Source organism: Sphaerisporangium sp. NBC_01403 (assembly GCF_045040145.1).
GTDB lineage: Bacteria > Actinomycetota > Actinomycetes > Streptosporangiales > Streptosporangiaceae > Sphaerisporangium > Sphaerisporangium viridialbum.
Window position 1 is genome coordinate 6300440 of the sequence record NZ_CP109534.1, and the last position, 11767, is coordinate 6312206.

Consider the following 11767-nt stretch of genomic DNA (forward strand, 5'->3'; position numbering starts at 1 on the left):
TCGTCCCCGGCCCACCCCCAGGCGGGTCAGAGGGCCGTCTTCCGCTGCCAGCGGGCGAGCAGGTCCCGGTCGCCGAACACCTCGAAACGGGCGTCGGCGGGCTTGAGGCGGCCGTAGACGAGGAGCAGGAGGTCGCTCGCGGTGCCCCGCACGGCGACGTCGCCCTTGCCGTGTCCGTGCTCCCAGGAGAAGCCCTCCGGTCCCAGCGTCACGGTCCATTCCCCGCCCTCGTCGACGTCCGTGGCGTGGAAGTGCAGGATCTCGCCGCCTTCCCCGAGCTCCTTCAGGGCGTCGGCCACCCAGGTGGCCGCCGTCAGGTTGTCGAGGAGCTCGTCCACGCCGTCCGCCGCCACCCTGGCATCGACCCTCGGCTCGCGTCCCAGGGCGATCTCGGCGTCGGCCCGGTGGACGGTGCACTCGTGGAGCATCCGCCTGGACCAGAAGTGCGCATGCTGGTCGGCGCCCCACGACCACACCTCGGCGCCCGCACCCGCCTCCCGCAGCGTGGCGACCAGGGTCGCGCCCCCGGCCGCCAGCCAGCCCGGATAGCCCTTGTCGTCGTCCGGCAGGGTGACCGGCACGTCGCGGGACGGCAGCCGCTCGCGGACGCGGTGACGCACGAGGTGCTCGGCCCACCGCTGCGTGATCCCGACATGCTTGAGTAGTTTGGTGAGGGTCCATCCCGGACAGGTGGGCACCTCCGCGGCCGGGTCGGCGCCCTCCACCGCCCCGGCGAACCGGCCCAGCTCGGCCTCGAGAGCCGAACAGTAGTCTTCGTGCGACCAGCGACCTTCGATCTCCACGCTCATACCCGGGAGCGTAGACCGTGCTCCGCCCGCCGGTGGCTACAGCGTTCTGACCTGCGTGGGAGTTTTGACACTACTCCCCAAGTTTCGTTTTTGCGCCCCAGAAAGTGGGATCTCACTTTACGTACACAGTGGCCGTCGCGACACAGGTCGGGTCCCGTTTCCCCGCGACCTCTTCTCCCGCGGCACGCCCTGAGGGGTCGACCGGGTTGGTCAGAGGTCATTGACTGGGCAAGCACCGCCGGGTAGGTTCACAGCTAATTAAAAGGAAAGCTTCCTAAAAGTAACGCTGCAACCCCGAGGTAGGAAGGTCGCCGCCGTGTCGCGATCCCCCCCACTCCTCTCGTGACCGCCCCGCCGCCGGGAACTCCCGGCGACCGGCCGGCACCGCCGCCTCTCGCTTCCAGAGGCACGCCGGCTCAGTAGATACGTCCAGATCGACCCCCCTCTCGCATCCGCCCGATGGACGTGGAGCACACACACATGAAACACAGGTTCGCCAAAGTCCTGATAGCAGCGGGCGCGCTGCTTCTCCCGCTCAGCACAGCGGTGGTGTACGGCCCCAGCGCCTCTGCCACGGTCACCGCCACGAGCCGCGTCGCCCTCGCGGCCCCCGCCTGGGCGCCGAACACCGCGTACACCGTAGGCCAATTGGTCTCCTACAACGGCGTTGACTACAAGTGCGTCCAGAGCCACACCTCACTGGTCGGCTGGGAGCCGCCGAACGTCCCCGCGCTCTGGACGCCGGTGACCGGCGGCGGCGGTGACACCACCGCGCCCAGCGCGCCCGGCAACCTGCGGTCCACGGCGACCACCTCCACCAGCGTCTCGCTGGCCTGGAACGCCTCCACCGACAACGTCGGCGTCACCGGCTACAACGTCTACCGGGGCACCACCCTGGTGACCACCGCCACCGGCACCACCTACACCGACAGCGGCCTCACGGCCGGCACGGCGTACTCCTACACGGTGAAGGCGCGCGACGCCGCGGGCAACCTCTCGGCGGCCAGCAACACCCTCAACGTCACCACCCCCGGCGGTGGCGGCGGTGACACGACCGCGCCGAGCACGCCCGGCAACCTGCGGTCCACGGCGACCACGTCCTCCAGCGTCTCGCTGGCCTGGAACGCCTCCACCGACAACGTCGGCGTCACCGGCTACAACGTCTACCGCGGCGGCACCCTGGTGACCACCGCCACCGGCACCACCTACACCGACGGCGGGCTGGCGGCCGGCACCGCCTACACCTACACCGTCCGCGCACGCGACGCGGCGGGGAACCTGTCGGCCGCCAGCAACCAGATCAGCGTCACCACGCAGACCGGCGGCGGTGGCGGCGGCGGGAACAAGCTGCTCGGCTACTTCGTCGAGTGGGGCATCTACGGGCGCAACTACCACGTCAAGAACATCGAGACGAGCGGCTCGGCGTCCAAGCTCGGCTACATCAACTACGCCTTCGGCAACGTGACCAACGGCCAGTGCGCGATCGGCGACAGCTACGCCGACTACGACCGCGCCTACAGCGCCGCCGAGAGCGTGGACGGCGTGGCGGACACCTGGGACGCCGGCGCCCTGCGCGGCAGCTTCAACCAGCTGCGCAAGCTCAAGGCCAAGCACCCCGGCCTCAAGGTGATCTGGTCCTTCGGCGGCTGGACCTGGTCGGGCGGCTTCGCCCAGGCCGCGGCCAACCCGACGGCCTTCGCCAACTCCTGCTACAACCTGGTCGAGGACCCGCGCTGGGCCGACGTGTTCGACGGCATCGACATCGACTGGGAGTACCCCAACGCCTGCGGCCTGAGCTGTGACACCAGCGGCGCGGCCTCGTTCAAGAACCTGATGTCCGCGCTGCGCACCCGCTTCGGCTCGAACAACCTGGTCACCGCGGCCATCACCGCCGACGGCACCTCGGGCGGCAAGATCGACGCCGCCGACTACGGAGGCGCCTCGCAGTACGTCGACTGGTACAACGTCATGACCTACGACTACTTCGGCGCGTGGGCGGCGGCCGGGCCGACCGCGCCGCACTCGCCGCTGAACTCCTACACCGGCATCCCGACCCCGGGCTTCTACTCCGACGCTGCCATCCAGAAGCTCAAGAGCAAGGGCGTCCCGTCCAGCAAGCTGCTCCTCGGCATCGGCTTCTACGGCCGAGGGTGGACCGGCGTCACGCAGAGCGCTCCGGGAGGCACGGCCACCGGCGCCGCGCCCGGCACGTACGAGCAGGGCATCGAGGACTACAAGGTCCTGAAGACCCGATGCCCCGCGACGGGCACCGTGGCGGGCACGGCCTACGCCTTCTGCGGCAACCAGTGGTGGAGCTACGACACCCCGAGCACCATCGGGGGGAAGATGAGCTACGCCAAGAGCCAGGGTCTCGGCGGCTCCTTCTTCTGGGAGCTCACCGGTGACACCACCGGCGGTGAGCTGATCACCGCCATGAAGAACGGCCTGGGCTAAGCCCGGCGGGAGGCCGGGGAGCGCGGGCACGGGCCCGTCTCCCCGGCCTTCGGCGTCCACGGGGTCAGGCGGACGCCTTGCCGATGAGGGCGGGCAGCTCCGTGAGCCGGACCTCCCGGCAGGCCGCCTCCACGAGCAGCAGCTCGAGACCGCGAAGGTAGCCTTCCATGGCCTCGGGCGGGAGGAAGGCCGTGTCCGCGGTGAGGGAGATCCCGAGCCCGCCGGGCTCGTCGGTAACGTGCAGGCAGAAACGGCAGTTCAGCTGATCGAGCTTGACGGGCCACGTCACGGTGGTCTCGTCCAGGAGGGCCCGCGTCGTGGCCTCGTCGTGCTCGACGGGCACGATGCGCGGCTGCTCCGCGAACCGCTGGTCGTTGAAGCAGCAGTACGGGTGGATCGTGGTCCCCCGGTCGCCGCTCGCGGACTCGACGACCCGCCGCAGCTCCAGCGGGTCGAACCTCGTGTGCTTGTAGGCGCGCAGAGACGACGCCCACGCCGAGCGCAGCAGGCCCTCGAAGGTCTCCTCGCCGAGGCCGAGGACGAACAGGCCGTCCTGCGCGAGCGGCGTCACCACGTCCCGGTCGCGGACGTGGAAGCGGTTGTTGACGACGGGCAGCATGGCGCACGTACCGTGCCCGGTCACCTGCCCCACCATGGCCGCCGCGCCCGCGAGCAGCGCGGTCGTACCGCTCACGCGGTGCCGGCCGGAGATGACCTGGACCGCGGTGTCCACGGCCCTGGACGTCATCGCCGCCCGCCAGAATCTCGGCGCCAGGGGCGGGCCCGCGGGGGTGCCGAACATCGAGGGCGGGATGCGGCGGTACTCCCGGTCCCAGAAGGCCAGCGCCGAGGACGAGACGCGCGAGCCGGCCGGCGAGAGCTGCTCGCGGGCGAGGTCCAGCGGCTGGCGCGGCGGCGGGCCGGAAACGGCGCCCCGGCGCAGGAGCAGCCGCAGGTCCCGTACGGCGACGTCGGCGCCGTGGCCGTCCGCGGCCAGGTGGCAGAAGACGAGCACCACGGAGCGGACGTCGCCCTCGCAGGTCACCAGGCCGATCCGCAGCGGCCATTCGGCGCGGTAGTCGAAGGTGGGCCCGGCGAGCCGGTCGCGCAGGTCTTCGGCGGCCCGCTTGAGGTCCGGAGCGGGGCACTCCACCACCTCGGCTTCGAGGACCCCGGAGCGCGCCACGTCCTGGTGCACGTCGCCGTCGACGTCGCGGAGCCTCGTACGCAGGGACTCGTGCCGGGCGACGAGCTTCGCCAGCGCGTCCAGCACGTCCCGCGGTGAGCGCGGTGAGATCGCGATGATCCTGCCGAAGTTGAAGTAGTGATCGCTCGGCATCGTGCGGCAGATGGCCAGCCATATCGACCGCTGGCCCCAGGCGAGCGGGGCGGTGCCCGAACGCTCGCCCTCGAACCGGAACTCCATCCTCATCCGCTCACCGGCCGCGCGGCCAGGACGCCGAGGATGTGGCCGGCCAGGGAGTCCAGGCCGTCGAGGAAGTCCACGTCGCCGCCGAGGTCGATCTCCACGCCGAGCTCCTCCTCGATCGCGTCGAGGAGCCGCAGGGTTGTCAGCGAGGTCACGCCGAGCGCGGTGAACGAGCCGCCCGACCGGAGCACCTCCTCCACGCTGATCTCGCCGTCCGAGGCGACCGCCACCATGCCGGCGACGCGCCGCCTCATCGCGGCGGCGTCGGAGTCGCCCCGCGTCACGTCCGTCATATCCGTCATGTCGCCTCCGCGCGTAGCAGCCTGATCGCCTCGACCACGCCGTCGATGGTGGGGGTGTCGAAGAAGACGTCCAGCTCGACGTCCACGCCGAGGTGCTTGCGGATACGGCCGGCGATCTGGGTCACGGTCAGCGAGTGGCCGCCGAGGTCGAACAGGTCCTCGTCAGGACGAATGCCGTCGATCCTGAGCACCTCCTCCCAGATGCGGGTGACCTCGGCGACCAGCGGATCGGTCTCGGCCGGTGGCGGGGAGGCCTCCTCGGCTCGCGAGGGCGGATCGGGGAGGGCCGCGCGGTCGAGCTTGCGCGCCGGTGTCAGCGGCAGGCGATCGAGGTGGACGTAGACGCCCGGCACCATGACGCCCGGAAGGGCACGCGCGAGATGCTCCCGCACGCTCGCGGTCTCCAGCGGGACGCCCGGCTCGGACTTCGGCACGACGTAGGCGACCAGGCGCTGGTCCTCGGGGCGCAGGACCACGGCGGCCTCGGCGACGTGCGGATGCGTAAGCAGCCTGGCCTCGATCTCGCCCAGCTCCACGCGGTGTCCGCGGATCTTGACCTGACCGTCGGCCCTGCCGAGGAACTCGATCAGCCCGTCCGGCCGCCTCCTGCCGAGATCACCAGTGCGGTAGAGGCGCGAGCCCGGCGGCCCGTACGGGTCCGCGAGGAAGCGCTCGGCCGTCAGCTCCGGGCGGTCCAGGTACCCGCGCGCCACCCCCGCTCCCCCGACGCAGATCTCGCCCGGCACCCCGGCGGGTACGGGCACGAGCCGCTCGTCGAGGATGTGGATCCGGGTGTTGGCGAGCGGGACGCCGATCGTGACCTCGTCCGGCTCCTCGGTGATCTCGGCGATCGCCGACCACACGGTGGTCTCCGTCGGGCCGTAGACGTTGACCAGGCGGCCCACCCGGGCGCGCAGCTCCCGTGCCAGCGGCAACGGCAACGGCTCCCCTCCGGTGAGCGCCACGAGGCCCGGCTCGTCCAGGCCCGCGTCCAGCAGGAGCCGCCAGCTCGACGGGGTGGCCTGCACGTGGGAGACGGAGCGTTCCCCGATCAGCCGCCGCAGCGCGGCGCCGTCCCTCGTGCTCGCCTCCGGCACGACGACGACCCGCCCGCCCGTGATGAGCGGCAGCAGGAGCTCCAGCGCCGAGATGTCGAACGCCAGGGTGGTCAGGCCGAGCCACACGTCGCCGTCGCCCGCCCCCAGCTCGTCGCGCATCGCCAGCAGCAGGTTGGTCAGCGAGTGGTGCTCCACCTCGACGCCCTTGGGACGCCCGGTGGACCCGGAGGTGTAGATGACGTACGCGAGGTCGCCGGGCGCCGGGGGCGCGAGCCGTACGGCCGCGCCGGGCCACGACGCCAGATCGCCGAGCCCCAGCACCGGGACCGCACCCCAGGGGAGGTCCGGGACCCCGGTGACGCAGGGCGGGTCGGGGAACCGCTCGCGCCCGAGGACCAGGGCGACCCTCGCGTCTTGCAGGACGAAGGCGAGCCGCTCCTCGGGGTACCCCGGGTCGAGCGGGAGGTAGGCGCCGCCCGCCTTGAGCACGGCGAGCACGGCGGCGACCATCTCCGGCGAGCGTTCGATGTGGACCGCGACCAGCGCGCCGGGGCCCGTCCCTCGCTCGCGCAGCAGTCCGGCGAGCCGGTCGGCCGCCGCGTCCAGCTCGGCATAGGTCACCTCGCGCTCGCCGCAGACGACGGCGACGGCGTCCGGGGTCGTCCGGGCACGCTCCTCGAACAGCTGGGTGACAGTGACCGCCGGAACGGGCCTGTCCGTGGCGTTCCACCCGTCCAGCGCCCGCCGCTCGTCCGGGGTGAGGACCGGCAGGTCCGCGAGGCGGAGGCCGGCGTCGGACGTGACGCCGTCGACGAGGGTCCTGAAGTGGCCCGCGAGCGCCTCCACGGTGCGGGCGGCGACGGCGTCCGGGCTGAACTGGAAGCCCAGGGCAAGCCCCTCGGAGGAGTCGACCGCCTGGATGTGCAGGGTGTTCCGGGCCGCGCCGCTGAACACCGTCCAGTCGACGGTGACGTCGAGCTCGGGGAAGACGGGGTCGGGGTCGCGTTCGCGGTAGCTGAGCGAGATGGGGGCGAGCGCGGCGCGCGGCGAGATCCCGCCGACGGCCTGGGTGAGGGGCACGCGGCGGAACCGGTACATCCGCCGCAGCTCATCGCGGACGTCCTGGACGAACTCGGCGAACGGCATGTCCGGCGCGGGCCGCGTCACGAGCGGGAGCTCGTTCACGAACAGGCCCACCTGGTCGCGGGACGCGGGGGTCCGGGTCGACACGTCCACCGCGACGACGACCTGCTCGTTGCCGTACCGGCGCAGCAGCGCGTGCAGGCAGGCGAGCAGGAACTCGAAGCCGGTCACTCCGAGGGAGGTGGCGGCGCGGGCGATGTCGTCCAGGACGACCTCGATCACCTGCCCGGGCTCCGCCGCCCGCATGGCGCGCGCGGGGCCGGGCAGGATCGGCCGCGGCGGGTCCGTCCAGCGTTGCCGCCAGAAGGCGGTGGCCTCGTCCAGGATCGCGGCGACCTCTTCGCGCTCCCGCTCGACGTGCTCGCCGTAGGAGTACGCGAGTTCGGGAAGTCCCGCGGGCGTGCCGGTGACGCGCTCCCGGTAGCAGGCGGCGAGGTCGCGTACCAGCACGTCCTTGGAGACGCCGTCGAAGACCAGGTGGTGGGCGGTGAAGACGACCTGGTGGCGCACCGGGCTCAGCGTGATGACCGCGAAGCCGGCCAGGGGCCCCCGTGCCAGGTCGAAGGACCGCTCGATGTGCCCCCGTACGGCCTCGCGGTCCCCGGAGAGGTCGTCGAGCACGACGGACGGGGGGACCTCGGCGGGGACGAGGCGAAGCTCGCCGTCCACCTCGGCCGGCACGGCACCGAGAACGGGATGGCGGGCGAGCACCGCCTCACACGCGCCGCGCATCGCCGCCACGTCGAGGCCGCCCTCGAACGTGATGACCAGGGGCATGCGGTACGCGGCGCCGGCCATGCCCGTCCGCTCGGTGATCCATATCCCGTGCTGGGCGGGCGAGGCGGGGAGATGGGTGTCAAGGGGAGTCCGCTGCATCGTCGCCTTCCGGGGTGCCGAGGAGCGTACGCAGCTCGCGCTTGAGTACCTTCCCCGCGGTGTTCTTGGGCAGGGACGGGAGGACCGTCCATCGGGTCGGCAGTTCGTGGTTGGCGAGCCGGCCCGTGAGGAAGGCCCGCAGCTCGACGGGTGAGGTCTCGTGGCGGCAGACGAGGGCCGCCGCGACGGCGGAACCCATCACCGGATGCGGCACCCCGAACACGGCGGCCTCGACCACCGCCGGGTGCTCGTGAAGCGCGGCCTCGACGCGCAGCGTCGAGATCTTGAACGCGCCCGACTTGACGATGTCGCTCTCCCTGTCGAGCAGGTAGAGGTACCCGTCGTCGTCCAGATAGCCGATGTCGCCCATGCGCACCCATCCGTCGCGGAACACCGCGCCCGGGGCGTCGGCGTCCCGGTGGTAGCCGCGCGGCGCGGCCGGTGAGCGGAGCCAGACCTCCCCGGCCGTCCCCGGCGGGACGGGGCCCTCGCCGTCCGAGATCATGAGCGCGCCGCCGGACGCCGGGCGGCCCACCGAGTGGGGGCGCTCGGGGTCGAAGACCATGGTCGTCTGGGCGGGGGCGGCCTCGGTCGAGGTGTAGTAGTTCACGATCGTCGCCCGGGGGAAGGCCGCCGTGAGCGCGATGGCGACGGACGGGGCCAGCGCCGCGGCCGTCGATCCCAGCAGCAGCACGCTCGACAGGTCGTACTTCTCCGGGACCCTCGCGTTGAGCAGCTCGATCGCCATGGACGGCACGAGGAACACGGTGCCGGCCCGGTAGGACTCGATGAGGCGGGCGAAGCGGGCGGCCGTGAAGCGCGGCAGGGTCAGCGCGCCCGGACGGGCGTCGAGCGCGTTGACCAGCATCGTCTGCGCCGCGTTGGTGCCGATCGGGAAGGCGTGGAGGAAGTGGCGCGAGTGGGCGAGCGGGCGATGGCGGGCGTCGCGTGAGCAACCGAAGGTGAGGTTCGCGTGGCTCGCCACCACGCCCTTCGGCTCCCCGGTGGTGCCCGAGGTGTAGAGGATCTGGCCGGGATCGCCCGGCTGGACGGGCACGCCGGCGCCCGGGCGCGTGAGCCCGCCGGGATCCGCCAGGTCCGTGAGGGTCGCCGTCCAGAGCCCCGCGGGCGGCACGCTTCTGCCGGCGCCGTGGACGGCGCACACGGCGGAGCTGTGCGACAGGAGCCGGTGGAGCTCGGCGGGCGGCAGACCGGCGGACAGCGGCACGGCGACGCCGCCGGCCTTCTGCGCGGCGCAGTAGGCGACGGCGTAATCGACCCACTCGTTCTCGCCGAAGACCAGGCCGACCCGGTCCCCCGGCCGCACCCCCCGTGCGAGCAGGCCCAGCGCGGCGGCGTCCGAGCGGCGGGCCCATTCCCCGAACGTCAGTGAACCGGCACCGTGGACGGTCAGCGCGACCGCGCCGGGGTCGGTCGCGGCACGAGCGGACAGCAGGCCCGGAACCGTCAGCGGAGCGGACCGGCCGGGAGCCGAGCCCGGTTGTACGGCACGCACTGTGCACCTCCGACGAATGGGCGCGTGCAGAATCACGGCGACGCCCGGGCCGGCGCGCCTAATCAAAGAACGACTGTTTCCCCTGGGTGGAACGATTGATTCCCCGAAGCCCCCGACCAGTGGAACCCGAGGCTCGCACCGCGTTACGCGGTCTTTTCCGGCCATGGAGAGACCTGGTTGGGAGCGCTTGCATATTGCTTCCCGCGCCGCCGCCCTGTCAAGGCCGCTTCGGCGGAAACCCCTTTATCCAGTGGCTTCTCGCATCAGATGTCCCCGGCGGGGTGCTATTGACAATTCGCATTTCCCCTTCATAGCGTACGGTCCATTGATCAGTGCCGCGATATGTAGATTTTCCTCGCGCAGCGCCGCCGACGCGATATAGCCGCATGTCAGCCGACCTCAACCGCCTCCACCGACGAGGAACCGGACTTCGAAAGACGGGTTCACCATGCCCGCAACATCGACTCCCGAGGACCCCGGCGACGGCATCTCCCTGTCGTCCGTCCGCCGGTCCCTGCTCGCACGACGGCTCACCTACCGGCCGCCCGTCGCGGAAGGCACCCGGAGCCCGGAGGACACCGCGCCGCCGATCGACGAGGTCCCGCTGACGGCGGGCCAGGAACGGGTGTGGTTCCTCCAGCGGTTCGACCCCGCCGACGCGTCGTTCAACATCTTCGTCACAGAACGCCTGCGCGGGCCCTTGGACGCCGGCGCCCTCGGCCGGGCAGTGGACGCGATCGTCGCCCGGCACGGCGCGCTTCGCACCCGCTTCCGCGGCGACGGCCGTCCCGTCCAGCAGGTGATGGCCCCGGCGCCGCTCGCCGTCGAGCATCTGGACCTCTCGGCGCTCCCCGCCGCCGACCGCGAGAGGCGGGCGCGGGAGCTGGTGGCCGAGCGTACGAACAGGCCGTTCGACCTCGGCCGGGCGCCGCTGCTGCGGGTCTCCCTCCTCCGCCTCTCGGCCCTGGAACACGTGCTCTGCCTGGTCGTCCACCACATCGTGGCCGACGGGTGGTCGCTGACCGTGCTGTACCGCGAGCTGGCCACGCTGTACGAGGCCTTCCGCGAGGGCGGGCCGTCGCCGCTCCCGGAGCTTCCCCTCCAGTACGCCGACCACGTGCGCGCTCCACGGGACGACGAAGAGGCCGGCCTTGCGTACTGGAAGGAACGGCTCGCCGGCCTGCCCACGCTCGACCTGCCCGCCGACCGGCCCCGGCCCGCGGTGCGGAGCTCACGCGGCGACGTCCACGTCCTGCGGGTGCCCCTGGAGGTGGCCGAGGGCGTCGAACGGGTCGCGCGCGCGCATCGCTGCACGCCGTTCATGACTCTGCTCGCCGCCTATGAGGTGCTGCTCTCCCGCCATACCGGCCAGGCCGACTTCGCCGTCGGGTCCTCGATCGCCGGCCGCGCCGATCCCGACCTGGAGCCCGTGATCGGGTTCTTCTCCAGCACGCTGGTGCTCCGCGCCGACCTCGGCGGGGACCCGCCGTTCGCCGACCTCCTGCGCAGGGTGCGCAAGGACGCGCTGGGCGCCTTCGGCCACCAGGCGGTGCCGTTCGAGCGGCTGCTGACAGAGCTGCGGGTCCCCCGCGACCTCAGCCGCACCCCGCTGTTCCAGACGATGTTCATCCAGCAGAACCAGGCGGACGCCGGCCACGGACGGCTGGCGCTCGCCGGCCTTGAGGTGGAGCCCTTCGACCCGGGCTTCCGGTACAGCAAGATGGACCTGTCGCTGGACGTCACCCGTGACGCCGACGGCCTGTTCGTCGCCTTCACCTACAACACCGACCTGTTCGACGCCCCGACCATCGCCCGCCTGGCCCGTCACTACGAGACGGTGCTGAGGTCGGTCGTCACGGATCCCGCTCAGCGGGTCTCGCGGCCGGCGTTCCTGCCGCCGGACGAGCGCGGCGCCTAGGCCAACGTCAGGTACACCTGCGGCTCGGCGTCACCAGTCCTGGGAGATGCCGGACATCCGCCGGAGGTACTCGTCCTCGTCGATCTCCCCGGCGGCGTACCGCCGCTTGAGGATCTCCTTGGGGTTGTCGGCGGCGGGCGGCTCGGCCGCACGCCTGGGTGCCGAGGTGCGCAGCAGCATGAGCACACACGCGATGATGATGATCAGCCCGAAGAGCAGCAGCACGGTTTTCACGCCAGCCTCCCATTCCCTGCGATAGCAG

Annotated in this window: 8 protein-coding genes; 2 read left to right on the top strand and 6 right to left on the bottom strand. The window is 72.0% G+C overall.

Features of this window, described 5'->3' with window-relative positions:
* Positions 1–26: 26 nt before the first annotated feature.
* Positions 27–809, bottom strand: a complete 783-nt coding sequence (locus OG589_RS28090) for a maleylpyruvate isomerase family mycothiol-dependent enzyme (protein WP_405140783.1) — start codon at positions 807–809, stop codon at positions 27–29.
* 480 nt (positions 810–1289) lie between these two features.
* On the opposite strand from OG589_RS28090, the gene OG589_RS28095 reads away from it, so the two are divergent.
* Positions 1290–3263 (top strand): glycosyl hydrolase family 18 protein, encoded by a 1974-nt coding sequence (locus OG589_RS28095; RefSeq protein WP_405140784.1) that lies wholly within the window; start codon positions 1290–1292, stop codon positions 3261–3263.
* A gap of 64 nt (positions 3264–3327) precedes the next feature.
* Here OG589_RS28095 and OG589_RS28100 read toward each other — a convergent pair whose 3' ends face one another.
* Genes OG589_RS28100 through OG589_RS28115 form a run of 4 tightly spaced genes read right to left on the bottom strand, consistent with a single transcriptional unit; the run spans position 3328 to position 9587 of the window.
* Positions 3328–4695: a condensation domain-containing protein gene (locus tag OG589_RS28100; protein ID WP_405140785.1), complete on the bottom strand. Its 1368-nt coding sequence runs from the start codon at positions 4693–4695 to the stop codon at positions 3328–3330.
* Positions 4692–4994 (bottom strand): phosphopantetheine-binding protein, encoded by a 303-nt coding sequence (locus OG589_RS28105; RefSeq protein WP_405140786.1) that lies wholly within the window; start codon positions 4992–4994, stop codon positions 4692–4694. The genes OG589_RS28100 and OG589_RS28105 overlap by 4 nt, the downstream gene beginning before the upstream one ends.
* Positions 4991–8071, bottom strand: a complete 3081-nt coding sequence (locus OG589_RS28110) for a non-ribosomal peptide synthetase (RefSeq protein WP_405140787.1) — start codon at positions 8069–8071, stop codon at positions 4991–4993. The genes OG589_RS28105 and OG589_RS28110 overlap by 4 nt, the downstream gene beginning before the upstream one ends.
* Positions 8052–9587 carry a class I adenylate-forming enzyme family protein gene (locus OG589_RS28115; protein ID WP_405140788.1) on the bottom strand — a complete coding sequence of 512 codons (1536 nt, stop codon included), beginning with the start codon at positions 9585–9587 and terminating at the stop codon, positions 8052–8054. The genes OG589_RS28110 and OG589_RS28115 overlap by 20 nt, the downstream gene beginning before the upstream one ends.
* Positions 9588–10035: 448 nt before the next feature.
* On the opposite strand from OG589_RS28115, the gene OG589_RS28120 reads away from it, so the two are divergent.
* Positions 10036–11505 (top strand): condensation domain-containing protein, encoded by a 1470-nt coding sequence (locus OG589_RS28120; protein WP_405140789.1) that lies wholly within the window; start codon positions 10036–10038, stop codon positions 11503–11505.
* A 30-nt stretch (positions 11506–11535) separates the two neighbouring features.
* On the opposite strand, the gene OG589_RS28125 is transcribed toward OG589_RS28120, so the two are convergent.
* Positions 11536–11739 carry an SHOCT domain-containing protein gene (locus tag OG589_RS28125; protein WP_405140790.1) on the bottom strand — a complete coding sequence of 68 codons (204 nt, stop codon included), beginning with the start codon at positions 11737–11739 and terminating at the stop codon, positions 11536–11538.
* Positions 11740–11767: the final 28 nt, after the last annotated feature.